This is a genomic window from Gordonia sp. NPDC062954, from assembly GCF_044543825.1.
In the GTDB taxonomy this organism is placed as follows: Bacteria; Actinomycetota; Actinomycetes; order Mycobacteriales; family Mycobacteriaceae; genus Gordonia; species Gordonia tangerina.
The window spans coordinates 245,825-270,065 of the sequence record NZ_JBITWL010000001.1 but is presented as its reverse complement, the minus strand read 5'-3'; the positions used below and the strand labels follow the sequence as shown (position 1 = coordinate 270,065).

Here is a 24,241-nt window from a genome sequence, read left to right as displayed (position 1 = left end):
TGAGTTGGGTGGGGTGCTGGCCGGTTTCGTCAACCAGCGGTGGGGGCGTCGGTGATGATCGCGCCGGAACCGAACTCGCGGGCGCGTGGGCCGTCGAGGATCTGGGCGGGTTGTGGATCACTCAGCAGCGTTCGGACGAGTTCCGGGGTCGCGGAGATCGGCTGATCGGCGGCCGCGAGGACGATGTTGCCGGTGCGTCGGCCCTTGAACATCGCCGCATCGGCGATCAACGCGACGTGCCGGAACACGGTCGTGGCGGTGGACACTTCCGCGCGGGCCAGCGCGAGATCCCGGTTGTCGCCACAATTGGCGAGGTATATTCCGCCGGGGGCCAACACACGGTGGGCCTGCTCGAGGAACTCCCGGCTGGTCAGGTGGCGTGGAGTGCGGGCGCCGGCGAATGCATCCCGCACGATCACGTCGCGAGTGTTCGCGGTCAGCGACGTCACCACCTCGCGGGCATCGCCGACCCTGATGCGTAACCGGGGGGCGCGGGGCAGATCGAACCACTCGCGGGCCAGGCGGGCGAGCTCACCGTCGATCTCCACCGCCACCTGCTTCGAGGCCGGGTATCGGCCGGCGATGAACCGTGGCAACGCACAGGCCGCCGCACCCAGGTGCAGAACGCGCACCGGGCTGTCGAACGGAAACCTCTCCGCCATCACCGCGCTCATCTGCCGCATGTACTCGAAGTCGAGGACCGCGGGGTCGGGGTGGATGTGGGAACTCTGCGACCCGTTGACAGTGAGCAGCCACCCACCGGCAATGGTGTCCGGCATCAACTCGGCCACGCCGGTGTCGATCGAATAGGTGCCGGCGACGGGCTCGGCCTGGGATCTGGGCATTGCGGTGAGTCTATGCCGCCGCCGACGGTCGCAGGATCGAGCGCGGATACGATCGCCGACGTGCCGCATCCATCGCTCCCACCTGCGCCCATCCGCCGTGCCCGATCGGGGCGCGGCATCGCGAGCGGCCTCGTGCTCGGCGCCCTCGCCGATCGGTTGCTGGGCGATCCGCCGCGCTGGCATCCAGTGGCCGGCATCGGCCGCGCGATCGCGGTACTCGAGCAACAGCTGTACGGGGATGCGCACGCCCGGGGTGCCGGGCTGACCGGGCTGAGTGTGGCGGCGGCGTGGGGCATCGGCGCGCTCGCGACGAGACGGGCGGGTGCAAAGGGCACGGTTCTGGTCACCGCCACAACCACCTGGGCGGTGCTCGGCGGGACGACGTTGTGCAGGGTGGGTGTGGCGATGGCCGACGCCCTCGACGCGGGCGACCTGGACGCGGCACGGCGCTTGGTCCCCAGCCTGTGCGGTCGCCACCCGGACGCTCTGGACGAGGCCGGGATGATCCGCGCTGCAGTGGAATCGATCGCCGAGAACACCTCCGACGCCGCAGTGGCGCCACTGTTGTGGGGCGCGGTGGCCGGCGTGCCCGGCCTGCTCGCATACCGCACCGCCAACACCCTCGACGCGATGGTCGGCTATCGCAATCCTCGTTACCAGCGATTCGGATGGGCGTCCGCGCGCCTCGACGACCTGGCGAACCTGGTGCCCGCCCGGCTGTCCGGCCTGCTGGTGGTGGCGCTCGGCGGTGCGCCGACGCGGACCGTCGCCACCTGGCGTCGCGATGCCGGTCGCCATCCGAGCCCGAATGCCGGGGTCGTCGAGTCCGCCTTCGCCGGGACGCTCGGCGTCCGACTCGGCGGGCGCACCGAGTATCGACATGGCGTCGAGAACCGCCCGCTGTTGGGGACCGGGGCGGCGCCGACGACGACCGACCTGCGGGCCGCGGTACACCTGTCGCGCCGGGTTCAGGTGGCGGCCGCGCTGACCTCGGCGATGATCGCGATTCTGGTCAATCGCCGTAGCGGCGACTGAGCTTGGCGCGCACGTCAGCGTCCGCTGTTTCCGATTCCGGAGCGTTGCCGATCTGATGACGCTGCCGGGCACCCGATGCGGTGCCCGCCTCACGCAGATCAGCGCGGACGCGCTCTCGGCGGCTGCGGGCCGCAGCGGACGGGTCCGCGGTCGCGTCGGGTGAGCCGACCGCGATGCCGGACTCGGTCTCGGATGCCATCCGTGCTGCCCGACGTCGCTGCCGGATCTCGGAATAGATGAAATATCCGGCGCCCAGCGGCGCCATGATCCCGAACGCCAGCCACTGGAGGCCGTACGAGAGGTAGGGGCCCGAATCCAGTTGGGGAAGCGAGATCTCGCCGAGGGAACCGGGCTGGTCGGGCGACAGTTGCAGATAGAACGGGTCCAGCGACGTATCGACCGCGCGGCCGACTTCGGCCGGGTCGATGGTGTAGACGGCCGCTCGTCCCGCTTCGGTATGGGCGCCGCGGCCCGGAGATGTGCCCTCACCCTTCCGGATTCGCGCGTCGATCGTGGTCGACTCGGAGGGCGCGGCGGGAATCGACGGCAACGCGCCCTGCTCGGGGCGGACGTACCCGCGGTCGACGAGGACCACGCGGGAACCGTCGTCGGTGGCGAACGGGGTGAGTACCTCGACGGCCGGCCGTTCGTCCACCGACCGCAGGCGTACCAGGACCTCGCGATCGGTCAGATAGCGCCCACGCAATGTGACCTCACGCCATTCGGTCGAGGGGTCGAACCCGGCCCCGGCCGGTGCGACCTCGTCGATCGGCACTGCCGACTGCGACATGGCGGACGTGATCAGGTCGTTGCGATGTTCGGTGTCAGAATTCTTGCCCAGCTGCCATGGTGCGAGCAGGGTGAAGCACATCGCGGCGAACGCCACGACCACCACACCCAGGGCCAGCCACCCCGGGCGTAGGAACGTCCGCAACACATGCACACCACAACGGTACCGAGCGGACGAAATCGACTCGGCCCGGCGTGACGCTCGGTGGGGGCGGCCCGCGGTAGCGTTGTCGCAATTCACTCGAACGCGACCGGGCGAAGGTGACGACGTGCACCGCGACCAGATGAGGTGGAGTTGTCGGAGCCGTACCGCGCCGTGCTGGGGCATCTTCCTCACGACGTCGGCCACTATTACCAGCTGGTCCTGACCGACGCCGCGGCACGCGCGCGGTTCGTCGAGCTGTTCGGCGATCCGGACGAGAACCATCAGGCAGCGTCGGGTCGGGGCCTCTCGCCATCTGTGCCGCCCGGCTGGGAACAGGACTACGTGTCGGCCGCAGCCGCCACCCATCCGGCCGAGGACTTCGCCGAGACGTTTGCGCATTACCTGCACATCCGGGACACCCTCGACACCGCGGCATCGTTCGCGATGGCACCCGCCGGTTCGTCGCCGGAGAGCGTGATGTCCGGCGACATGGGATTCGAACAGCTGGTGGAGTGGTGGTTACCGCTGAGCTGGGCGCTGAATCAGATCAACCGCTCGATGGGACATCCCGATCTGTATCCGTATCTGCTGCCCGACCGCGTGTTGGACAAGATCCGTTTCGTGCACAATCTCGTGTCGCCGGGGTGACGGTCGGCTCAGTTGCCGTCCAGCGTCGCATGAACCCACGCCAGCAGGCCTGGGATGGCGGCCTCGATCTGTTCGCGGGTCTCCTCGAAATCCTCGCCGGTCCCGTAGTAGGGATCGTTGAGATCCAGGTCGTCGGGGTCCGCACCGGGATCGAAGCTGCGGAGCAGACGCACCCGCTCTCCCAACCGCTTGCGTTCCAATTCGCGGACGTGTCCGGCGTCCATGGCCACCAGCAGGTCCGCGTCGAAGTGTTCGGGGGACAACTGGGATGCCACGTGGGCGTCCGGGTACCCGTGTGCCAGCAACTCGGTCCGCGCGCGGTTGTCGGCCGGTTCGCCGGTGTGCCACCCGGTGGTCCCGCAGCTGGTCACCCGGACCCGCGCACCCAGGCCCGAGTCGTCGAGTGCCGACTGAAAGATGTTCTGTGCCATAGGTGACCGGCAGATGTTGCCGGTGCACACGAAACACACGTGTAGTTGATCAGACACCAAGTACCTCGCGCAGATCTGCAATGGACCCGACCGACCAGGCCGCCGAGTCCTCCTCCCCATGCAGAGCGTAACCCCATGCGACGATCACTGCTGGGATCCCGTACAGGGCGGCACCTTCCACATCGTGAGCGCGATCACCGATCATCACCACAGGGGAATCGGTCACGGCAGAACCGGGATCCGCGGTGATACCGAGCTGCGCGAGTGCGTGTGCGATCACATCGGATTTGGCGCGTCGGCTGCCGTCATCGCTGGCGCCGGCGATGACGTGGAAGTGCTCGGCGAGCCCGAAGTGTTCGAGGATCGCGCGGGCGGTCTTCTCGTTCTTCGACGTGGCGACCGCGAGGGTGCGGCCGCCGGACCGCAGGTCGGCGAGCAGGTCGCCCATACCGTCGAACACCGAGTTCTCCAGCCAGCCCACGTCGGTGTAGCGCTCCCGGTATGCACGCATCGCGTTGTCGGCGGTGGGGCCGTCGAGCCCGAGGCCGGTGAGCGTGTCGATCATCGGCGGTCCGGCGATACCGGCCACGACCTCGGGCGAGGGCGCGTCGGCACCCACCGCGGCCAGAGCATGCCGGAAGCTGTTGGCGATGCCGTCGAAACTGTCGGTGATCGTCCCGTCGAGGTCGACCAGCAGCACCGTCGAGGGATCACGAGGATCAGCAAGAGGGGCGGCGAGATCGGGTGTTCCAGGCGTGTCGGTCACAGTTCCATGGTGCACGTAGGCTGGGGATTTATGACATCGGGGCTGTTCGCGCGGGACCGTCACGGCGATGCCGACGCCGAACCGGGACTTGTCGACTTCGCGGTCAACGTGCGGGGCGGGCCGCCACCGTTCGTCGCCGAAGCCCTGACCAGCCGGATCGGTGATCTGGCCGCCTACCCGTCGGGCGATGACGAGCAGCGGGCGGTGAAAACCATTGCCGTGGCCCATGGCCGAACCTCCGACGAGGTGCTCTTGCTGTCCGGTGCGGCCGAGGGCTTCGAGCTCCTGCCGCGACTGCGGTCGCGCCACGCCGCGCTCGTCCAGCCGTCCTTCACCGAACCGGAGATCGCGTTGCGCGCCGCCGGGATCCCCATCACCGATGTCGTGTTCACCGACCCGTGGGAACTCGACCCGGACGCCGTGCCCGATGACGCCGACCTGGTGGTGGTGGGCAACCCCACCAACCCGACCTCGGTGCTGCACCCCGCCGCCGCGATCGAACGTCTGCGGCGACCAGGACGTTTCGTGGTGGTCGACGAGGCCTTCGCCGACATCACGATCGATCCCGCCACGGGCCGTCCGGAACCGGAGTCCGTCGCTCACCGGTCGCACCCAGACCTCATCGTCATCCGCAGTGTCACGAAGACATTCGGTCTCGCCGGACTGCGGGCCGGATACCTGCTCGCCGCCCCGGAGGTGATCGCGCGGTTGACGGTCGGCCGACGACCGTGGCCGCTGGGCACCTTGGCGCTGACCGCGCTGACCGCCTGTGTCGGACCCACCGGTCGGGAGTACGCGCACGGTGAGGCGCGCCGGCTCGCCGCGGATCGCGCCGAGATGGTCGCGATGCTGTCGTCGGCGGGCCTCGAGGTCTGCGGGCAGCCACGTGCATCATTCCTGCTGATCCGGGTGCCACAGGCCTTGCGGGTCAAACAACGACTGCGTGATCGGGGTTTCGCGGTGCGCAGCGCCGCGAACTTCGTCGGCCTCGACGACGACCACATACGTCTGGCCGTGCGGGACATCGCCACCACCCGAACGCTCGTCGACACCATCACGGCCATTCGAGAGGAGATCGCGTCATGTCCACAACCGTCGCCGAGGTGATCGAGGTCCTCGACCGCGCCTACCCGCGAGGGCTGGCCGAGCCGTGGGATTCGGTCGGGTTGGTCTGCGGCGATCCCGGTGAGCCGGTCGACACGATCCTGACCTGTGTCGACGTCACCGAGGACGTGGTGGCGGCCGCGATCGGCATGGGGGCCCAGCTGATCGTCGCCCATCATCCGCTGTTGCTGCGCGGAGTGGATTCGGTGTCGGCCGACACCGACAAGGGGCGGATCGTGCATCGGCTCATCCGGTCGGGGATTGCGCTGTTCACCGCGCACACCAACGCCGACAGCGCCCGCCCCGGAGTCTCCGATGCACTCGCCGACGTACTCGACGTGGTCGACACGTTCCCCATCGAGCCGCGGTCGTCGACTGTTCTGGACAAGTGGGTGGTGATGGTGCCCGAAGGCAATGCCGAGCAGGTCAGCGAGGCCATGTTCGCCGCCGGGGCCGGCGAGATCGGCGAGTACCGGGATTGCTGCTGGTCGGTGGTCGGTACGGGGCAGTTCGAGGCGCAGGGATCGGCCGATCCGACGATCGGCGAGGTGGGATCGCGCACACGGGTCGATGAGGAACGGCTCGAGATGGTTGCCCAGCGCCGACTGCGTCGCGCGGTGCTGACCGCGCTGCGCGGAGCGCACCCGTATGAAGAGCCGGCGTTCGACATCCTCGAGCTCGCCGAAACCGAGATGTCGACCGGGTTGGGCCGGATCGGACGGCTCCGGGAACCGACCACGCTCGCGGACTTCGCCGAACTGGTCGCCGCGCGCCTGCACACCCCGTCCGGAGTGCGGGTGGCAGGGTCGTCACAGATCGCCGTCGGCACTGTCGCGGTCTGCGGCGGCGCAGGCGATTCGTTGCTCGAGGCGGTCGCGTCGGCCGGTGCGGATGTGTACGTCACGGCCGATCTACGCCACCATCCGGCCGATGAGAACCGACGTCGCGGCGGACCGGCGCTGATCGATGCGGGGCATTGGGCCACCGAGTTCCCGTGGTGCGGTCAGGTATCGCGAATGTTGGCCGCCGAGTTGCATGTCACGGTCTCGGTTCACCGTGAACCGACCGATCCGTTCGCGGTCGTCACCAGATACTGACGGCCGCGTCCGGCGTCATGGGCGGACGCGTACGGTATGGGGACCGTCGCACGGCGCCCCACCGCGGGCCCCGCGTCGGGAGAACAGAACAGTGAACGGCGCAGGGATGAGGCACTGGTGACGACTGCACAGCACGACAGCCAACGACGGAGGTGGGCACGGTGAAGGCGGATCCGGGAGCGCAGCGGCTCCTGCTCGACCTCGCCGACGTCGACGCCGAAATCGCTCGCATCGACCATCGCCGGGCATCACTCCCGGAGGATGCCGAGCTCGCTGAACTGTCCAAACGCGTCGAGGTGGCGCGCGATGACCTGGTTCGCGCCGAGATCTCCGCGGAGGATCTGACCCGGGAGTACCGCCGAATGGAGGGTGAGGCGAACGGGATGGCAGCGCGCGAAGCCAAGGACTCCGCGCAGCTGACCGCCGGTGGGCTCGCACCCAAGGCGCTCTCCGAACTGCAACACGAGCTCAACGGTTTGGCTCGCCGTCGCGCGGCGGTGGAGGACGACATGCTCGGTGTGATGGAGCAGCAGGAGGCCGTCGCCGCCGAACAGCAACGCGCCGCGGCAACCATCGATCAGGTCGACGCCGAGGTTGCGACGGTGCGTGAGCGGCGCGACCGTGCGCTGGCCGCGGCAACCGACGACCGCGAGGCGGCCGACGCTCGGCGCACGGCCTTGATTGCCGACATCGCTCCCGAGTTGCTCGCCATCTACGACCGGCAGCGTGCGTCCGGTCGGGTCGGCGCCGGCTTGCTGCGCGCACGCCGGTGCGGCGCCTGCCGAATGGAACTCGACCGAGGCACCATCGCATCGATCTCCGGCGCGTCTGCCGACGACGTGATCCGCTGCGAGGAATGTGGCGCGGTCCTGGTGCGGACCGCAGAGTCAGGTCTGTAGTAGATGACCAACGCCACCGCGACCGGCGACAGATCACCCACCTGGCAGGGGCAGCGGGTGCGGCCGACGCGGCTGTTGTTGCTGCGGCACGGTCAGACCGAGCTGTCGGTGCAGCGCCGCTACTCCGGGCGAGGCAACCCCGAACTCACCGAGCTCGGACGTCGTCAGGCGGCGGCGGCGGTCACACGACTGGGGGCCGACCCCGAGATCGCCGCGGTGGTGTCGTCGCCGCTGAGACGGGCGCAGACCACCGCACGTGCGGTCGCCGACCGGCTGGGGCTGGATGTGACGGTCTCGGACGGGCTGATCGAGACGGACTTCGGTGCCTGGGAGGGGCTGACCTTCACCGAGGCCGCCGAACGCGACCCCGAACTGCATTCCCGATGGCTGGCCGACACCGGCGTTCCCGCGCCTGACGGCGAGAGCTTCGCCCAGGTCGCCGAGCGCGTCCGATTAGCCAAAGATTCACTGCTGCAACGATACTCAGGCCAGACGGTGCTGGTGGTGTCGCATGTCACCCCGATCAAGTCGCTGCTTCGGGACGCCCTCGGCTCTGGCCCGGAACTGTTGTTCCGCCTGCACCTCGACCTCGCCTCACTGTCGATCGCCGAGTTCTTTCCCGATGGCGGATCGGTGGTCCGGTTGGTCAACGACACGGGCCACCTCGACTGAGGTGCGCCCGCGCACCGATATCCTGTATGGGCGAACGAGTCGGCCGGGCGGCCGCGGTGCGCGGAACGGCCCGACAACGGGTACGCCGACATCGAGGAAAGTCCGGACTCCACAGAGCAGGGTGGTTGTCAACGGCAACCCGGGGTGACCCGCGGGACAGTGCCACAGAGAACAGACCGCCGCCGCGGATCTTTCGAGATCGGCGGCGGTAAGGGTGAAACGGTGCGGTAAGAGCGCACCAGCGGCACGGGTGACCGTGCCGGCTCGGTAAACCCCACCCGGAGCAAGGCCGAAGCTCGCACCGCGGGAGACCGTGTGTGCGGGTGCGCGGATGGCAGAGGGCTGCTCGCCCGAGTCCGCGGGTGGGCCGCTCGAGGTACCCGGCGACGGTGTGCCCAGATGGATGGTCGCCACCCGGTCCTCGTGATCGGGAACAGGATCCGGCTTACACGCCGACTCGTTCGCCCCGCGGCCGGGATCCACCGGTCGGGCACCTGCTCGCATACAGTCGGGGGCGTGCAGCGCGTACTGTCGGCCCCCGATCTCGACTTCGACGCGGTTCGTACCGAACTCGGCGTGACCGAGGACTATGGTGCCGACGCACAGGCCGAGGCCGAACACCCGGTGGACCGGTATGCGGGTGAGCGGGAGGACCGTACCGACCTGGCGTTCGTCACGATCGATCCGCCGACGTCGATGGACCTGGACCAAGCGGTGCACATCGCTGCCGACGCCGACGGTTTCGTCATTTCTTACGCGATCGCCGACGTTGCTGCGCTCGTGGCCCCCGAGGGTGCCTTGGATCAGGAGAGCCGCAGGCGGGGCACCACGTTCTACTTCCCGGACCGATCGGTGCCACTGCATCCCCGGGCGCTGTCGGAGGGAGCCGGCTCGCTGTTACCCGACCAGCGTCGGCCGGCGGTGATGTGGACCATCCGGGTCACCCCGGAGGGTGCTGTCACGCAGGTGTCGCTGCGTCGGACGATGATCCGTTCGGTCGCCAAACTGACCTATGCCGGCGTGTCCGACGATGCCACGCGCGGCCGGCTGCATCCGTCGATCGCGGCGCTACCGGCTTTCGGCGAACTGCGGCACCGGGTCGCACTCGAACGCGGCGCCGTCGAACTCGACCTGCCCGACCAAGAGGTCACGCGCACCGATCGTGGGTGGATGCTGCGGCTGGCGCCGCACACCCCGGCCGACATGTGGAACTCGCAGCTGTCGCTGCTCACCGGAATGTGTGCGGGGCGGATCATGGCCGAGGCGGGCGTCGGCCTGCTGCGCACCCTGCCGCCGGCCGATCATGCTGCGGTGGTGGCTCTGCAGAGCTCCGCCGCAGCCCTCGGTGTCCCGTGGCCGCCCGGAGCGACGCCCGGCCAGTTCCTCGCCGGGTTGCCACGCGATGCACCCGCCACACTTGCGTTGATGTCGGCCGGGGCGGGCCTGATGCGCGGAGCCGATCATCTCGTGCTCGGCGGTGACACCGGACATGCGACTGCGGAGAAGATGAGTCATGCCGCGATCGGCGGGGTGTATGCGCATGTGACCGCGCCGCTGCGTCGACTCGGCGATCGGTTCGCCACCGAGGTGTGCCTGGCGGTCACAGCCGGCGAGCCGGTGCCCGACTGGGTGACCCGGGCGCTACCGACGTTGCCGACTCTGCTGCGGTCGGCGGGCTCGCTGGCGTCGGCTGCCGACCGGGCCGGCATCGATTTAGCGGAGGCAACCGTACTGGCCGACCGAGTGGGGGAGACGTTCGAGGCGGTGGTCTTGCACTCGGCCACGCAGAATCGGCCTGCCCAGGTGTTTCTCACCGAGGTCCCGGTGATCGCTCCGTGCGATGGTGACCCGCCACCGGGGCGTCGGTTGCCGGTGGTGCTGCGGGCTGCCGACCCGTCCGCGCGGGTGGTGCGGTTCGAGTTCATCCCCGATTCGGGGCAGTAGCTGGTGCCTCGAATCGGTACCACCGACAAACGTCAGAGGTCCTTGGCCGCCTTGCGGTAGTCGGCCAACGCCCGTTCGCCGTCGACCTCCTGCCGGGCGTCGATGCGCCCGAGGACGAACATGTCCGGTCCCGACAGGGTGTTGGTGGCTGCGAGTTCGCCGAGACGCTGACGGTTGATGCGGGTGTCGTTGTAGTCACCGAGGGAGCTCTGCAGTCGCTTGGCGGCCTTGGCGACGGCCTTGTAGCGCTTGCGACCCAACGGCTCCGCGGCATCGGTGCTGTACCGTAACCGCTTGGCGCGCTTACGGATCGTGTGCAGCTGTTCCTCCCACTCGGGGGACCGTTCGGTCATCGCGGCCAGCGTTTTCTGCGCCTTGCGGATGCTCTTGCGGTTCTTCTCGATGGACCGGTCCACGGCGGTCACGGCATCGATGTCGGCATCGGGGCCCGGCGGCGGGGAGGCGATGAGTTCGTCGATCGAGTCGAGCAAGGCGAAATAGCGGGCCGAATTCATCGCGGAGTGCGCGGCTTTGATGGCCCGATCGTGGATGGTGGTCTCGGTGCCAGTGAGTTCGGCGACCAGTGCGGCCGAGGCGTTTTCCGAGCGCAGCAGTCCCTGGTCGATGGCGATCTGAACCTCGGAATCGCGAGCGTCGCCGAGAATGCGCGCCAGCAGCTTCAGTTCCTCGTTCAGATGGGCGGTACGCGCCGGGTCGAGCACAGTGGGAAAACCGGCGAAGATGCTACGCAGTCGTCGGCAGGCCACCCGCATCTGGTGGACGGCGTCCTCGGCGTCGATGCGCACCTGCGGGTCGTAGGCGACCAGGGAGTTGCGATGGATGGCGATGTCGGTGACCACCAGATCCAGCGCGGTGGGGCGCCGTCCGAGGTGCGGTTCGACGACGGTCGGCGTCGAACCGATGGCACGAGCAAGTTTGGACGCCGACGATGCGGTTCGCCCGCCGGAGTTGCGCAGCAACTTCTCGGCCGCCTTGAGTAGACGGGTGTCGCGGCCACCGTCGAGGAGTTCGAACTCCCACTCTGCCCATTCCTGGTAGTGGCCGCCGGGCAGCATCGACTGCGCGGACACGAGGTCCTCGGCGAATTCGGCAACGGGCCGACCGTCGGCGCCCATCAGCGTGGTCACCGTGCGCGTGGTGGACAGCGCGGCGACCGGGATCAGCTTGCGGGTACGGGTCAACGCGATGACCGGGGTGATCAGCTCGGCAGGGACGTCGGCGTCGGCGGGCGCGTCGCCGAAGCCGATCCGCAGCTCACGTCGGGCACCGGCGATGCCGGTGGGGCGCTTGAGATGCCAGCCGGCGTCGTGTCCGCCGGTGCGCCGGCGCATGGTGATCCGGTTGCCGGCGAGGTCGAGGTTCTCGGTGTCGAAATAGGTGGCGTCGAGCTGAAAGGTCTCCGGTGCCGACGCGCCGATGACACCTGGCAGAATCCGGAGGTCCGGGGCGGTGTGGCCCGCGTCCACGTCGAACTTCAGTTCCACTTCGATCTGCTCGGATGGGGCCACCCCAGATCCTCCTGTTCACCGGCCGGGGCTCGGCGTGGCCCGGCGTGCGCATACGTCGTCCTGACGAGTCTAGAGTGCACCGGACATCGTCACCGCGACCGATTCGCGAAGTCGTCGGTAGCAGTGATCAAGTGGTGCTTGATACCCGGTTCGAAGGAGGCGTGACCGGCGTCGTCGACGATGTGCAACGTCGCGGACGTCCAGGCGCGGTGTAGATCCCACGCGCTGCGGGTGGGGCAGACGACGTCGTAGCGGCCCTGCACGATGACCCCGGGAATGTGCGCGATGCGGTCGATGTCGGCGAGCAATTGGCCCTCACGCAGGAAACCGTGATTGACGAAGTAGTGATTCTCGATCGCGGCGAAGGCCAGGTCGAAACGCGGGTCGCCGGCGGCCATCCCGGAATTGTCCTGGGGCTTTTTCGGCAGCAGATAGCTGGTGGCCTGCTCCCAGCCCGTCCACGCGGTCGCCGCGGCCTGCGCGAGGTCCCGGTCGGTGGAGGTGAGCAACCGGTGGTAGGCCGCGACCAGGTCGCCGTCGCGCTCGGCTGCCGGGATCGGGGCCAGGTAGGACTCCCACAGGTCGGGATAGATGTGCGCGGCTCCACCGTTGTAGTACCAGTCGATCTCACTGCGGCGCAGCAGAAAGATTCCGCGCAGCACGAGTTCACTGACGCGATCGGGGTGAGCCTGCGCGTAGGCGAGACCGAGCGTGGACCCCCAGGACCCCCCGAACACCTGCCACCGGTCGATCTGCAGATGTTCGCGCAGCCGTTCCATGTCGGCGATGAGGTGGCCGGTGGTGTTGACCGACAGGTCGGCACCGTCGGCGATGTGCGGCCGCGACCGACCACACCCACGCTGATCGAACAGGACGATTCGGTAGCGCGTCGGATCGAAGAACCGCCGCTGCTCGGGCGACGTGCCGCCACCCGGACCACCGTGCACGAACACCACCGGCTTGCCGTCGGCACGGCCCGAGACCTCCCAATAGACCTGCTGACCGTCACCGACGTCGAGATGGCCGTGGTCGTGCGGTTCGATCGGCGGATAAAAATCGCGCATGGGGTAAGCCTAGAGCGTGGTCGAGAACCGGCTCACCCGTTCCTGCGCGAGGGGCGCCTCAGTAGCTGTGCTCGGGTGCGGGGAACGCTCCGCGACGCACCTCGTCGGCGTACTGCTCTGCCGCAGAGCGCAACTCCGACCCGACGTCGGCGAACCGTTTGACGAATTTCGCCGTCTTGCCGTGCGTCAGGCCGGCCATGTCCTGCCAGACCAGCACCTGCGCGTCGGTCTCGTTGCCCGCGCCGATCCCGACGGTCGGGATGGTGAGTTTGCGGGTGATCTGTCCCGCGAGGTCGGCGGGCACCATCTCCATCACGACGGCGAACGCGCCGGCTTCCTGGACTGCGATGGCATCGGCGACGAGTTGATCGCCGGCGTCGCCCCGTCCCTGGACGCGGTAGCCGCCGAGCCCGTTCACGCTCTGCGGAGTGAAACCGATATGCGCCATCACGGGAATCCCGGCCGCGGTCAGCGTGGTGATCTGATCGGCCACCCGCTCACCACCTTCGAGCTTGATCGCGTGCGCGCCGGTCTCCTTGAACACCTTCACCGCGGACTCCAGCGCCTGCTGCGGGCCGGCCTCATAGCTGCCGAACGGCAGGTCGGCGACGACCAGGGCATGCGGCGCGCCGCGAACCACGGCGCGGATCAGCGGGATGAGTTCATCGACGGTCACCGGGATCGTGGTGTCGTAGCCCAGAACCACATTGGCCGCGGAGTCACCGACGAGTAGCACCGGGATCTCGGCGGCGTCGAAAATGCGGGCCGTCGAGTAGTCGTAGCAGGTCAGCATCGACCACTTCTCGCCGTCAGCCTTCATCTGGCCGAGATGGTGAACGCGAGTGGTGCGGCGACGGGGGGCCGAGGCGGACGAATCGCCCGCAGCGGGGCCCGTGGCGCCATAGACCGAAGATTCGGACATCGTTGTCTCTTTTCTGCCTCGAGTCCTGCCGTGCAGGTACCCGGGTTGGGGTTGGACACTGCCATTGTGGCACCGGGGAGTGCCCCGATACATGCCGGTGACCTGTGGTTTTTCTCACATCCGGCGAATGGTTGCGGCGAGCGGTGACCGTACGATCTGTGCCATGGCGAGTTCCGGGACGCTACCTCGACGCGCCGGATTGCTCGTCCTGCTGGTGCTGGTGACGGTCGTCAGTGGCTGTCGCGTGATCCCGGCGGACGCCGAGATCGACTGGCGGCCCTGTGGTCCGGAGTTCGCAGTGGCCGCCGGCGCGGTACCCGGCATGCTCGCCGGGCGTGTGTCGTGCGGTTGGGTCGAGGTTCCGCTCGACCCAACCGACACGGGTCGGGGGAACGTCGATCTCGCCGTTGCGCGGATCTCTGCTGCGGGCCCGAGCAACGGCACGGCGGTCATCGACCCGGGCGGCCCGGGGGCGTCGGGCGTCGGCCATCTCGTCGGCGCGGCGGCGGCGCTGGCATCGCAACCGATCGCCGCCACCCATGATCTCGTGGCGGTCGATGCGCGCGGGGTGGGCGCCTCGCGGCCGTCGCTGCGGTGTCGCACCGATGCCGAGCGTGACGCCGAACGAGCGATGGACTTCGGTGACCGGTCGACCACCGGTGTGCGACGCATCGAGTCCTACCGGCGCAGCATCGCTCAACGATGCGCCGATCGGATCGGCGAGCACTTCCTCACGCGGGTCGGCACCGACTTCGTGGCAGCGGACCTCGACCGTGTCCGCCAACTGCTCGGCGTCGAGGAGATCTCGTTTCTCGGTCACTCCTACGGCACCCGTCTCGGTTTCGCCTACGCGCAGCAGTATCCGGACCGCCTGCACGCGATGGTCCTCGACGGGGTGGTGGATCCCACGCAGGACCCGGACGATGCGACGGTCGAGCAGATGGCCGGCTTCCAGGCTGCGTTCGACGCATTCGCCGCCGACTGCGTGGCCTGGGCGGGGTGTCCGCTGGGTGATGGGGCCGGTCGCGCGGTCGAGGTCTACCGCGGCCTCGTCGGGCCCTTGGTCACCAGGCCCGTACCCGCCGGTGATCGATCACTGACCGCCGGGGATGCGGAGTCGGGCACCATCTTCGCGCTGTACCAGCGGTCCCGGTGGGGCGATCTGCGTCGCGCGCTCGGCTCGCTCGAGCGCGCCGACGGCACTCCGATGGTGCAGTTGGCCGATGCGTACGAGGGACGCGGCCACGATGGTCGCTACGGTCCGATGCAGGATGCGTTCCTGGCGATCAGCTGCGCCGACGAACCGCCGCTCGACGCGGGAGCCGACCCCGGCGAGCTGGACCGGCGGATAAGGATCGCCGCGCCGTTCCTCGACGACGGACGTGGCACCGGTCGGGGCCCGGTGAGTATCTGCGAACTTCTGCCTCCACCGGCCCGGTCGCCGGCGGAGCCTGGCGCCGATCCGGCGAGCGTGGCCTGGCCGGCGACGGCGCCGACTCCTCTCGTCGTCGCTTCGACCGGGGACCCGGCGACGCCGTATCGGACGGCGATGTCGGTGGCCAACAGGATCGGGGCGCAGACGGTCACCGTGGTCGGCGCCGACCACACGGCGGTCTTCGTCGGTGACCGCTGCGTCGACGAGGCGGTCGACAGCTATCTGGCTGATCCCATCAACTCGTCACGAAGTCTCACATGTTGAGATGGCATCTGAAAAAGCCCAGCGTGTCGGGTTTGACTTGCGCGTGTAACACAGATTTAACAGCGTACTTCTAATGTCCCGGACATGGATCGCCAAAAGGAATTCGTGCTGCGGACCCTCGAAGAGCGCGATATCCGATTCGTCAGGCTGTGGTTCACCGACGTACTCGGCTATCTCAAATCGGTGGCGATCGCGCCGGCCGAACTCGAAGGAGCCTTCGCAGAGGGTATCGGGTTCGACGGTTCGGCCATCGAGGGGTTCTCCCGCGTCTCCGAGGCGGACACGGTTGCCAAGCCGGATCCATCGACGTTCCAGATCCTGCCGTGGACCACGTCGGCGGGCCGCCACCACTCGGCCCGGATGTTCTGTGACATCGCGATGCCCGACGGCACGCCGAGTTGGGCCGATTCCCGGCATGTGCTGCGCCGCCAGCTGAACAAGGCGGCCGACCAGGGATTCAGCTGTTATGTGCACCCGGAGATCGAGTTCTTCCTTCTCAAGGACGCCCCGCTCGACGGCAGCGTGCCCACACCGGCCGACACCGGCGGCTACTTCGATCAGGCCGTGCACGACGCGGCGCCCAACTTCCGGCGGCACGCGATCGAGGCGCTCGAGTCGATGGGGATCTCGGTGGAGTTCTCCCACCACGAAGGCGCACCCGGCCAGCAGGAGATCGACCTGCGCTACGCCGACGCGCTGTCGATGGCCGACAACGTCATGACCTTCCGGTACGTGATCAAAGAGGTCGCGATCGAAGAGGGCGTCTGGGCCACGTTCATGCCCAAACCGTTCAGCGAGCACCCCGGCTCGGCAATGCACACCCACATGAGCCTGTTCGAGGGCGACTCGAACGCATTCCACAACCCCGACGACCCGATGCAGTTGTCGGCGACCGGAAAGAAGTTCATCGCAGGCATCCTGCACCACGCCAGTGAACTGTCCGCGGTCACCAACCAGTGGGTGAACTCTTACAAGCGGCTCATTCACGGCGGGGAGGCGCCGACGGCGGCCACCTGGGGTGGCGCGAACCGGTCCGCGCTGGTCCGGCTACCGCTCTACACGCCGAACAAGGCATCCTCGCGCCGAATCGAGGTCCGCAGCCCGGATTCGGCCTGCAATCCGTACCTGACGTTCGCCGTGCTGCTGGCGGCCGGTCTCAAGGGCATCGAGGAAGGCTACGAACTGCCCGACGAGGCCGAGGACGACGTGTGGGCGCTCACCCCAGGTGAACGCCGGGCGATGGGCTACCGGGAACTTCCCGGCAGCCTCGCCGACGCGCTGACCGAGATGGAGAAATCCGAGCTGGTCGCCGAGGCGCTCGGGGAGCACGTCTTCGACTACTTCCTGCGTAACAAGTGGACCGAATGGGCCAACTATCGCAGCCTGGTCACCCCCTACGAACTCAAGAGCTACCTGCCTCTCTGACCCGCCACCTGAGTGAGAGGTGGTCGGCTCCGCCCGCTAGTTTTGGGTTGTGACTTCACTTCGTGGACGAGGCCGCCTGCCCAGCGCGGGACGGCTGGGGCTGCTCGAGGACACCGCTCCGGGCCACCTCTCGGAGTTGGGTTGGAACAACGACGAATCGGTCGACGTGCTCTGGGCCCTGTCGCGCGCGGCGGACGCGGATCTGGCGTTGCGTGCGTTGATGCGGATCAAAGGCGTGGTCTCCGCCGACGAGTGGTCGGAGATCGACCGGCTGATCCGTGACGACCGTGGCTTCCGGGGACGCCTGTTCGCGGTGCTCGGGGCGTCCGATGCCTTCGGCGATCACCTCGTCGCCGAACCGGCGAGCTGGCGGTTGCTGACGTCGTCGACGCTACCCACCCTCGACGAGATCTATACCCGGATGCTGGCATCGGTCGACGCCAGGGCCGAACCCGGCGAGGTGGAGCAGGGCAACAAGCTCTATCGCGCGGCGGTCACCGGACCCAAAGCTGTGGTCGCTCTGCGGATCGCGTATCGGAATCTGCTGCTGGAGCTGGCCGCGCACGATCTGGCGCCCACAGTCGAAGACGAACCGGTTCACTATCTGCCCGAGGTCGGCGGATTTCTCGCCGACGCCGCTGACGCGGCCTTGACGGCTGCGCTCGCCGTCGCGATTGCCGAGGTGTGCGGCGACAACCCGCTGCCGGTACGGCTCGCCGTGATCGCAATGGGCAAATGCGGTGCGCGTGAGCTCAACTACGTCAGCGATGTCGACGTGGTTTTCGTCAGCGAACCGGCCGACGGCGTGGCCGCCCGGATCGCCGGCGAGATGATGCGCGTCGGGTCGTTGGCGTTCTTCGACGTGGACGCGGCGCTGCGACCCGAGGGCAAGGCGGGCGCGTTGACCCGCACGCTGGAATCCCATGTCGCCTACTACCGACGATGGGCGAAGACCTGGGAGTTCCAGGCGCTGTTGAAGGCGCGCGCCATGACCGGCGACATGCAGCTCGCCGCCGACTACGTCGACGCCGTCAACCCGATGGTGTGGACGGCTGCCGAACGGGAGGATTTCGTTCCGGAGGTGCAGGCGATGCGACGGCGCGTCGAATCGCTGGTGCCCGAGGAATTGCGTGAACGCAACCTCAAACTCGGCAGCGGCAGTCTCCGCGACGTCGAGTTCGCGGTGCAGTTGCTGCAGATGGTGCACGGACGTGTCGACGAGGACATCCGCGAGAAGGCCACCGTGGACGCGCTGACCGCCCTCACCGCCGGCGGCTACGTCGGTCGTGACGACGGCGCCAATCTCAATGCGTCCTATCAGTTCATGCGTGCCCTCGAACATCGTCTCCAACTGCAACGCCTGTCGCGGACACACCTGTTGCCCGCCTTCGAGGACACCGGCAACATGCGGTGGCTGGCGCGGGCGGCGCACATCCGCCCAGAAGGTGACAAAGACGCCACCACCGTGTTGCGCGAGGAACTGACCCGGCAGAAGGCCCGTATCCGTCGCTTGCACGAGAAGCTCTTTTACCGTCCGCTGTTGGAGGCGGCCACCCGGTTCAACACCGACGAACTGACGTTGTCCGACAAGTCGGCTGAGCGTCGGCTGTCCGCCCTCGGCTACGCGAAACCCGAACGCGCACTGAGTCACATCCGCGCGCTGGCGTCGTCGCCCGGGCGACGGGGCCAGATCCAACTGCTCATCCTGCCGTCGTTGCTGGAGTGGATCGGCAACACCCCCGATCCCGATGCCGGCCTGCTGAACTATCGGCGGCTGTGCGACGTGATGGACGACGCCGAATGGTTCATCCGCCTGCTGCGCGACGACGGTGTGGTCGCCGAGCGGTTGATGCACGTCCTGGGCACCTCGGAGTACATCGCGAACCTGCTGATGCGTTCGCCGGAGGTCATCCACCTCTATTCCGACGGCGCCAACGGACCCAAACTGTGCGACGTGCGACCAGAAGACGTCGCCAAGGGGCTGATCGCGTCGACGGTGCGGCAAATCGACCTGAAACGTGCGGTGGCGGTGGCTCGTTCGCATCGACGGTTCGAACTCGCGCGGATCGCCTCAGCCGACATCCTGGGACTGATGGATGTGCCGGCGGTGTGCGCGGCCCTGTCGAGTGTGTGGGCGGCGGTGCTGAACGCGGCACTGAGCGTGGCGATCGCGCAGTCCGAACGCGACCGCGGTGAACCCGCGCCCGCGCGGATCGCGGTGATCGGTATGGGCCGGCTCGGCGGGGGAGAGCTGGGCTACGGGTCCGACGCCGATGTTCTGTTCGTCTGCCAGCCGCAACCGAACGCCGATGAGTCGGCCGCAGTGCGATGGGCGCAGACGATCGCGGAGAAGGTCCGATCGATGCTGGGGTCGCCCAGTGAGGACCCGCCGCTCGAGGTCGACACCGGGTTGCGTCCGGAGGGTCGTAACGGGCCGGTGGTGCGGACGCTCGCGGCGTATGCGGCGTATTACGACCAGTGGGCACAACCCTGGGAGATCCAGGCGCTGCTCCGGGCGCATCAGGTTGCCGGCGACGATCAGCTCGGTGTCGACTTCCTGCACATGGCCGACCGTATCCGCTACCCCGAGGGTGGGGTGTCGGCGGATGCGGTGAAGGAGATCCGCCGGATCAAGGCGCGCGTGGACGCCGAACGGCTCCCGCGCGGTGCCGACCCGGCGACGCACACCAAACTGGGTCGAGGCGGCCTGGCCGACGTCGAATGGACGGTCCAGCTCCTGCAGTTGCGTCACGCGCATCGCTACATGTCGCTGCACAACACGTCCACCCTGCAATCGTTGGACGCCATTGGGGCGGTGGAACTGCTCGGCGAGAACGACGTGGCGCAGTTGAAGGAAGCGTGGCTCACGGCCACCCAGGCGCGCAATGCGCTGGTGCTGGTACGGGGCAAACCGGTCGATCAATTGCCGGCCCCCGGCAGCCAGCTGCGTGCGGTTGCCTACGCCGCGGGGTGGCCCGAAGACCAGGCCGCGGAGTTCCTTGAGCATTACCTGCGGGTGACGCGTAGAGCGAAGGTCGTGGTGCGCAAGGTGTTCGGCGCATGAGCGGGCACAACGCACAGTCGGTGTCCGTGGGTCTGCGTTCAGCAACCGCGGTGGCCCACGATCGCGCCGAACGAGCGCATTTCGTCGACGATCTGATGTCGGGACGTCTCGACGCCGCCGGGTACCTACGGATGGCGGTGCAGCTCTATTTCATCTATCGCGCATTGGAATCGGTCGGTGACGAACTCTCCGGCGACGAGGTCGCCGGAGCGGTGGTCGACGAGCGGTTGCGCCGGCTGCCGCGCCTGACGGCCGACTTGGCGGCACTCGGCGTGGACCCGACCACGATCACTCCGTTGCCCGGGGTGACCGCGTATGTGGCTGCGATCGAGCGGACTCGCACCGATCCGGTCCGATTCGTCGCCCACCACTACACCCGGTACCTCGGTGATCTCAGTGGCGGACAGGTGATCCGCAGTCGGATGAAATTGCACTACGGGCTGACCGACGACGCGCTGAGCTTCTACGTTTTCGACGAGATCGACAAGCTCAAGCGCTACAAAGACACGTACCGGGACACCCTGGATGGCCTACCGCTCGACGACCACCAGGTGCGCATCCTCCTCGATGAGGCGGTCCGGGCGTTCGAGCACAACGAACAGATGTTCGCCGAGCTGGCGGGACACTAATTCGTGGAATCCGCCCGGTTCTCCCGAGCGCTGGTGATCCCTGCCTTCACCAGCAGGTAGGGGACCACCAGGGTCGCGGCGGCGGTCACCAGCCAGACGATGACGGTTGCGGCGATCCAGGTTTCGACGCCGCTGATCTCTATCCCGTTGCCGCCCAGCAGCGTCGCCAACAGCAATGCCACAAAGGTGGAGACCAGACCCACTCCGCCCATGAACGCCTCGGCGTTGCGGTGGACGAACTTGGTGATGAACGGGCTCAGGATCAACTGTGCGGCGGCGAAAACCGCCAGGGTGATGAGGAACCCCGCGAAGTGGACGGTCATGTCGTCGAGGATCCAGGTCGCGACGAGCAACCCGATCGCCGCGGAGATGAGATAGGTGAGCGTGCGCACCAGAATGCGGATCATGACGTCATCCTAGTGTCCGCAGGCCTGGCACCTGCAGCATTCGCCGGCCTGCTCGACCGTGTCGTCGCCAGAACGACGCCGACGCGCAACGATCGGGCCGGGCGGCTCGACCGGTGAATCAGGTCACGATCAGACGCGACGACCGGTGCCGGTGCGCTTGAGGATTGCCGAACCGACCGCGACGACGATGACCGAGCCGATCAGGGCACCGATGATGCCGCCCCAGTCGAACTTGTCGTCATCGCCGATGCCCAGCAGGCCGGTGAAGATCCAATAACCCAGCAGTGCGCCCAGTAGACCCAAGACGGTTGAAGCCGCCCAGGACTTCCATCCGCTCATCGCCTTGAATGCGTCGTTGGGGACCAACGCGCGGGCGATGGCTCCACACACGAAACCGAGTAGCAGCGCTGCGATCAGACTCCCGATGTCCATGACACCTCCTGAACGCAGACTAATCGCGCCGGGTCACGGCGACACCGATATTCGGTGACTACAAGATTTCGACTTTGGCGCCGGAGTCGAGCAGGATCTCGCTGCGGTCGTCGTCGGAGCTGGTGACGAGCTCCAGCAGGAGCTGATCGGTGGCGGTCCGGGTCGCGGGCGTGCGGACGACGGCTCGGATGCCGTTGACGCTGATGCGGTCGCCCGGAGTGAGGTCTTCGACGAATCTGGTGCGGCTCATGTCCTCAACTTAAATCGAATCGGAGTGAAACGGCAGGGTACAAAGGCCTTAACGTGACGTCAATCACGCGAATGTTGAGCTGCGCAGACGGCGAAGGGCGGCCGGGTGATATCCCGGCCGCCCTTCGCGTCAGGCGTGCTGCGCAGGTGCTGCGCTCAGCAGTCGTAGTAGAGCGAGAACTCGTACGGATGGGGACGGATCTGCACCGGCTCGATCTCGTTCTCACGCTTGAGCGCGATCCAGGTCTCGATCAGGTCCTCGGTGAACACGCCACCGGCGGTGAGGTATTCGTGATCCTCTTCGAGCTTGTCGATGACCGCGGACAGCGAGGTCGGCGCCTGTGGGATGCTCTTGGCCTCCTCTGGCGGGAGCTCGTAGAGGTCCTTGTCGACCGGCTCGTGCGGCTCGATCTTGTTCTTGATGCCGTCGAGACCGGCCATCATCATCGCCGCGAACGCCAGGTACGGGTTGCCCGAGCTGTCCGGGCAGCGGAACTCGAGGCGCTTGGCCTTCGGGTTGTTGCCGGTGATCGGGATACGCACGCAGGCGCTGCGGTTGCGCTGGCTGTAGACCAGGTTGATCGGGGCTTCGTAACCCGGGACCAGGCGCTTGTAGGAGTTCACCGTCGGGTTGGTGAAGGCCAGCAGCGACGGCGCGTGGTGCAGGATGCCGCCGATGTAGTAGCGCGCCAGATCCGACAGACCCGCGTAGCCGGCCTCGTCGTGGAACAGCGGCTTGCCGTCCTTCCACAGCGACTGGTGGGCGTGCATGCCCGAGCCGTTGTCGCCGAAGAGCGGCTTCGGCATGAAGGTGACGGTCTTGCCGTTCGCGTACGCGGTGTTCTTGATGATGTACTTGAACAGCAACACGTCGTCGGCCGCGTGCAGCAGGGTGTTGAACTTGTAGTTGATCTCCGCCTGGCCGCCGGTGCCGACCTCGTGGTGGCCGCGTTCGAGCTCGAAACCGGCGTTCTGCAGGTTGGTCGACATCTCGTCGCGCAGATCCACGTAGTGGTCGTACGGCGCGACCGGGAAGTAGCCACCCTTCGGGCGGACCTTGTAGCCGAGGTTCGGGCTGCCGTCCGGGTCGGTCGGCGAGGCGGTGTTCCACCAGCCCGATTCCGACTCGACCTCGTAGAAGGTGCCGTTCATCTCCGATCCGAAGGAGACGCCGTCGAAGATGTAGAACTCGGCCTCGGCGCCGAAGAAGCAGGTGTCGGCGATGCCGGTGGAGGCCAGGTAGTCCTCGGCCTTGCGGGCGACGTTGCGCGGGTCGCGGCTGTAGGCCTCACGGGTGAAGGGGTCGTGGACGAAGAAGCTGATGTTCATCGTCTTGGCCTTGCGGAACGGATCGATCCGCGCAGTGGCCGGGTCGGGTAGCAGCATCATGTCCGACTCGTCGATCGACTGGAAGCCGCGAACCGACGAGCCGTCGAAGGCGAGGCCGTCCTCGAACACGTCCTCGGTGAACGCCGAGGCCGGGATCGAGAAGTGCTGCATCACACCGGGCAGGTCGCAGAAGCGGATGTCGACGTACTCGACACCTTCTTTCTTGATGCCCTCGAGTAGTTCTTCTTTGCTGCTGTACACCGTGCGGTGACTCCTTAACTTGTTCGGGTGGCCAGCGACCTGGCCCGACTCAATCCGCCGCACCACGAGATGCAGCGCCGGATCTCAGCTGGAACCGTATGGACGCGAGGTTGCCTAGCCGTCAAGGGCATGTTTCTCCTGTGTTACACGCCCTTGATGCCTCGACAACACGGGTGTCCCGCATCGCAACAATGCCATGCCCGTCCCCGACGCACCACGCAACTCCCCGAATCGTCGCGAACGGTCGTCGGGGAGGTCGGCACACACGGGCCGATACCATGGAGAACATGCGAGTACCGACTCCGTCCGATCATTCGCCCACGCCCGGTGTGGGGGAGTGGTTCTGATGGGCCGCGCAACGGGAACGTGGCTGTCGGGACCACAGATCGGTCCGGGCGGCGGTGGCGACTACCGCGGGCAGGATTTGGGACTACCGGAGTCGGGACCCGGGTCCCTGGCCGGTGGCTGGCTGCGGACCCTGGGACTCGGAGTGGATTGGATTCTGGCCGGTGGGGTTTCGCTGCTGTTCGTCTCGTTCGACTCGCCGAATCTGGGCACGACGGTGTTGTTCGTGTGGTTCGTGCTGGGAGTGGTGTCGCTGACGCTGTTCGGCTTCACTCCAGGGCAGTTCGCTGTCGGCCTTCGGGTGGCGCGCGTCGACTACGGACCCGATCGGACCGAGGCGGAGGTGACCGGCGAGGTCCCGGTTGCCGCGGTCGGCATCCTGCGAGCTCTCGGTCGGCAGGTGCTGATCGTGTTCCTGGTGCCGGCGCTGATCAACGACTACAACGGGCGTGCTCTGCACGATCGCGCCACCGGCACGGCATTGGTCCGGAGCCGCTGAGCCAGGTGATGG

22 protein-coding genes, 1 other RNA gene and 1 pseudogene are annotated in these 24,241 nt (G+C 67.6%); 13 read left to right on the top strand and 11 right to left on the bottom strand.

Going from position 1 to position 24,241, the window contains the following annotated elements; genetic code table 11:
* Positions 1 to 29: 29 nt before the first annotated feature.
* On the bottom strand, positions 30 to 845 hold the full coding sequence (locus ACIGKQ_RS01225; protein ID WP_396572008.1) for a spermidine synthase: 816 nt from the start codon (positions 843 to 845) through the stop codon (positions 30 to 32).
* A 60-nt stretch (positions 846 to 905) separates the two neighbouring features.
* Here ACIGKQ_RS01225 and ACIGKQ_RS01220 point away from each other — a divergent pair, with 60 nt between their 5' ends.
* On the top strand, positions 906 to 1,880 hold the full coding sequence (locus ACIGKQ_RS01220) for a cobalamin biosynthesis protein (protein ID WP_287016935.1): 975 nt from the start codon (positions 906 to 908) through the stop codon (positions 1,878 to 1,880).
* Here ACIGKQ_RS01220 and ACIGKQ_RS01215 read toward each other — a convergent pair.
* Positions 1,858 to 2,823: an SURF1 family protein gene (locus tag ACIGKQ_RS01215; protein WP_287016934.1), complete on the bottom strand. Its 966-nt coding sequence runs from the start codon at positions 2,821 to 2,823 to the stop codon at positions 1,858 to 1,860. The two genes, ACIGKQ_RS01220 and ACIGKQ_RS01215, sit on opposite strands and share 23 nt — an antisense overlap.
* 103 nt (positions 2,824 to 2,926) lie before the next feature.
* Between ACIGKQ_RS01215 and ACIGKQ_RS01210 the strand changes: the two are divergent.
* A pseudogene (locus tag ACIGKQ_RS01210) lies at positions 2,927 to 3,462 on the top strand (putative zinc-binding metallopeptidase); the annotation flags it as partial.
* Positions 3,463 to 3,470: 8 nt separating this feature from the next.
* On the opposite strand, the gene ACIGKQ_RS01205 reads toward ACIGKQ_RS01210, so the two are convergent.
* Together ACIGKQ_RS01205 and ACIGKQ_RS01200 are read right to left on the bottom strand one after the other, a co-directional pair.
* The gene (locus tag ACIGKQ_RS01205) at positions 3,471 to 3,950 is read right to left on the bottom strand and encodes a low molecular weight protein-tyrosine-phosphatase (protein WP_287016933.1); all 480 of its coding nucleotides are present in this window, start codon (positions 3,948 to 3,950) and stop codon (positions 3,471 to 3,473) included.
* Positions 3,943 to 4,659: an HAD hydrolase-like protein gene (locus tag ACIGKQ_RS01200; protein ID WP_396572005.1), complete on the bottom strand. Its 717-nt coding sequence runs from the start codon at positions 4,657 to 4,659 to the stop codon at positions 3,943 to 3,945. Before ACIGKQ_RS01200 ends, ACIGKQ_RS01205 begins: the two co-directional genes overlap by 8 nt.
* Before the next feature lie 30 nt (positions 4,660 to 4,689).
* Here ACIGKQ_RS01200 and cobC point away from each other — a divergent pair, with 30 nt between their 5' ends.
* The 6 genes from cobC (at position 4,690) to ACIGKQ_RS01170 (ending at position 10,375) form a co-directional block, all read left to right on the top strand.
* Complete coding sequence (gene cobC, locus ACIGKQ_RS01195) at positions 4,690 to 5,766, top strand: Rv2231c family pyridoxal phosphate-dependent protein CobC (protein WP_396572003.1); 1,077 nt, start codon at positions 4,690 to 4,692, stop codon at positions 5,764 to 5,766.
* The gene (locus ACIGKQ_RS01190) at positions 5,742 to 6,860 is read left to right on the top strand and encodes a Nif3-like dinuclear metal center hexameric protein (protein ID WP_396572001.1); all 1,119 of its coding nucleotides are present in this window, start codon (positions 5,742 to 5,744) and stop codon (positions 6,858 to 6,860) included. The genes cobC and ACIGKQ_RS01190 overlap by 25 nt, the downstream gene beginning before the upstream one ends.
* Before the next feature lie 161 nt (positions 6,861 to 7,021).
* A complete protein-coding gene (locus tag ACIGKQ_RS01185; protein WP_235722733.1) occupies positions 7,022 to 7,759 on the top strand; it encodes a zinc ribbon domain-containing protein in 738 nt (245 codons plus the stop codon).
* A 3-nt stretch (positions 7,760 to 7,762) separates the two neighbouring features.
* A complete protein-coding gene (locus ACIGKQ_RS01180; RefSeq protein WP_396571999.1) occupies positions 7,763 to 8,431 on the top strand; it encodes a bifunctional RNase H/acid phosphatase in 669 nt (222 codons plus the stop codon).
* Positions 8,432 to 8,466: 35 nt separating this feature from the next.
* Positions 8,467 to 8,895, top strand: an RNA gene (gene rnpB, locus ACIGKQ_RS01175) — RNase P RNA component class A.
* Between the two features lie 52 nt (positions 8,896 to 8,947).
* Entirely contained in the window at positions 8,948 to 10,375 is a 1,428-nt protein-coding gene (locus ACIGKQ_RS01170) for an RNB domain-containing ribonuclease (protein ID WP_396571998.1), read from the top strand.
* A gap of 32 nt (positions 10,376 to 10,407) precedes the next feature.
* Here the strand turns inward: ACIGKQ_RS01170 and ACIGKQ_RS01165 are convergent, their stop codons facing one another.
* The 3 genes from ACIGKQ_RS01165 to panB all read right to left on the bottom strand — a co-directional run bounded on the left by ACIGKQ_RS01165 (position 10,408) and on the right by panB (position 13,890).
* Positions 10,408 to 11,904 (bottom strand): CYTH and CHAD domain-containing protein, encoded by a 1,497-nt coding sequence (locus tag ACIGKQ_RS01165; protein ID WP_266060917.1) that lies wholly within the window; start codon positions 11,902 to 11,904, stop codon positions 10,408 to 10,410.
* An 89-nt stretch (positions 11,905 to 11,993) separates the two neighbouring features.
* Entirely contained in the window at positions 11,994 to 12,968 is a 975-nt protein-coding gene (gene pip, locus ACIGKQ_RS01160; protein ID WP_396571995.1) for a prolyl aminopeptidase, read from the bottom strand.
* Between the two features lie 58 nt (positions 12,969 to 13,026).
* Positions 13,027 to 13,890 carry a 3-methyl-2-oxobutanoate hydroxymethyltransferase gene (gene panB, locus ACIGKQ_RS01155; RefSeq protein ID WP_396571993.1) on the bottom strand — a complete coding sequence of 288 codons (864 nt, stop codon included), beginning with the start codon at positions 13,888 to 13,890 and terminating at the stop codon, positions 13,027 to 13,029.
* 163 nt (positions 13,891 to 14,053) lie between these two features.
* Here panB and ACIGKQ_RS01150 point away from each other — a divergent pair, with 163 nt between their 5' ends.
* The 4 genes from ACIGKQ_RS01150 (at position 14,054) to ACIGKQ_RS01135 (ending at position 20,707) form a co-directional block, all read left to right on the top strand.
* A complete protein-coding gene (locus tag ACIGKQ_RS01150; RefSeq protein ID WP_396571992.1) occupies positions 14,054 to 15,589 on the top strand; it encodes an alpha/beta fold hydrolase in 1,536 nt (511 codons plus the stop codon).
* Between the two features lie 84 nt (positions 15,590 to 15,673).
* On the top strand, positions 15,674 to 17,014 hold the full coding sequence (glnA, locus tag ACIGKQ_RS01145) for a type I glutamate--ammonia ligase (RefSeq protein ID WP_235722742.1): 1,341 nt from the start codon (positions 15,674 to 15,676) through the stop codon (positions 17,012 to 17,014).
* A gap of 49 nt (positions 17,015 to 17,063) precedes the next feature.
* Complete coding sequence (locus ACIGKQ_RS01140) at positions 17,064 to 20,078, top strand: bifunctional [glutamine synthetase] adenylyltransferase/[glutamine synthetase]-adenylyl-L-tyrosine phosphorylase (protein WP_396571989.1); 3,015 nt, start codon at positions 17,064 to 17,066, stop codon at positions 20,076 to 20,078.
* Positions 20,075 to 20,707, top strand: coding sequence for a biliverdin-producing heme oxygenase (locus tag ACIGKQ_RS01135; RefSeq protein ID WP_235722744.1), 633 nt, complete (start codon positions 20,075 to 20,077; stop codon positions 20,705 to 20,707). Before ACIGKQ_RS01140 ends, ACIGKQ_RS01135 begins: the two co-directional genes overlap by 4 nt.
* Here ACIGKQ_RS01135 and ACIGKQ_RS01130 read toward each other — a convergent pair.
* The 4 genes from ACIGKQ_RS01130 to glnA (ACIGKQ_RS01115) all read right to left on the bottom strand — a co-directional run bounded on the left by ACIGKQ_RS01130 (position 20,704) and on the right by glnA (ACIGKQ_RS01115) (position 23,385).
* The gene (locus ACIGKQ_RS01130) at positions 20,704 to 21,114 is read right to left on the bottom strand and encodes a hypothetical protein (protein ID WP_396571987.1); all 411 of its coding nucleotides are present in this window, start codon (positions 21,112 to 21,114) and stop codon (positions 20,704 to 20,706) included. The genes ACIGKQ_RS01135 and ACIGKQ_RS01130 overlap by 4 nt on opposite strands.
* 129 nt (positions 21,115 to 21,243) lie before the next feature.
* Positions 21,244 to 21,546, bottom strand: coding sequence for a GlsB/YeaQ/YmgE family stress response membrane protein (locus ACIGKQ_RS01125; RefSeq protein WP_396571986.1), 303 nt, complete (start codon positions 21,544 to 21,546; stop codon positions 21,244 to 21,246).
* Between the two features lie 58 nt (positions 21,547 to 21,604).
* Positions 21,605 to 21,796 (bottom strand): hypothetical protein, encoded by a 192-nt coding sequence (locus ACIGKQ_RS01120; RefSeq protein ID WP_235722748.1) that lies wholly within the window; start codon positions 21,794 to 21,796, stop codon positions 21,605 to 21,607.
* 155 nt (positions 21,797 to 21,951) lie between these two features.
* Positions 21,952 to 23,385, bottom strand: a complete 1,434-nt coding sequence (glnA, locus tag ACIGKQ_RS01115; RefSeq protein WP_235722750.1) for a type I glutamate--ammonia ligase — start codon at positions 23,383 to 23,385, stop codon at positions 21,952 to 21,954.
* A 346-nt stretch (positions 23,386 to 23,731) separates the two neighbouring features.
* Here glnA (ACIGKQ_RS01115) and ACIGKQ_RS01110 point away from each other — a divergent pair, with 346 nt between their 5' ends.
* The gene (locus tag ACIGKQ_RS01110) at positions 23,732 to 24,229 is read left to right on the top strand and encodes an RDD family protein (RefSeq protein ID WP_235722751.1); all 498 of its coding nucleotides are present in this window, start codon (positions 23,732 to 23,734) and stop codon (positions 24,227 to 24,229) included.
* The last annotated feature ends 12 nt before the right edge of the window (positions 24,230 to 24,241 follow it).

Excerpts from the sequence above, each read along its gene's own strand:
- ACIGKQ_RS01225 (WP_396572008.1), bottom strand. The coding sequence starts at position 845 with ATGCCCAGATCCCAGGCCGAGCCCGTCGCCGGCACCTATTCGATCGAC.
- cobC (WP_396572003.1), top strand. The coding sequence starts at position 4,690 with ATGACATCGGGGCTGTTCGCGCGGGACCGTCACGGCGATGCCGACGCC.
- ACIGKQ_RS01190 (WP_396572001.1), top strand. The coding sequence starts at position 5,742 with ATGTCCACAACCGTCGCCGAGGTGATCGAGGTCCTCGACCGCGCCTAC.
- ACIGKQ_RS01180 (WP_396571999.1), top strand. The coding sequence starts at position 7,763 with ATGACCAACGCCACCGCGACCGGCGACAGATCACCCACCTGGCAGGGG.
- pip (WP_396571995.1), bottom strand. The coding sequence starts at position 12,968 with ATGCGCGATTTTTATCCGCCGATCGAACCGCACGACCACGGCCATCTC.
- panB (WP_396571993.1), bottom strand. The coding sequence starts at position 13,890 with ATGTCCGAATCTTCGGTCTATGGCGCCACGGGCCCCGCTGCGGGCGAT.
- ACIGKQ_RS01150 (WP_396571992.1), top strand. The coding sequence starts at position 14,054 with ATGGCGAGTTCCGGGACGCTACCTCGACGCGCCGGATTGCTCGTCCTG.
- glnA (WP_235722742.1), top strand. The coding sequence starts at position 15,674 with ATGGATCGCCAAAAGGAATTCGTGCTGCGGACCCTCGAAGAGCGCGAT.
- ACIGKQ_RS01135 (WP_235722744.1), top strand. The coding sequence starts at position 20,075 with ATGAGCGGGCACAACGCACAGTCGGTGTCCGTGGGTCTGCGTTCAGCA.
- ACIGKQ_RS01130 (WP_396571987.1), bottom strand. The coding sequence starts at position 21,114 with ATGATCCGCATTCTGGTGCGCACGCTCACCTATCTCATCTCCGCGGCG.
- ACIGKQ_RS01125 (WP_396571986.1), bottom strand. The coding sequence starts at position 21,546 with ATGGACATCGGGAGTCTGATCGCAGCGCTGCTACTCGGTTTCGTGTGT.
- ACIGKQ_RS01120 (WP_235722748.1), bottom strand. The coding sequence starts at position 21,796 with ATGAGCCGCACCAGATTCGTCGAAGACCTCACTCCGGGCGACCGCATC.
- ACIGKQ_RS01110 (WP_235722751.1), top strand. The coding sequence starts at position 23,732 with ATGGGCCGCGCAACGGGAACGTGGCTGTCGGGACCACAGATCGGTCCG.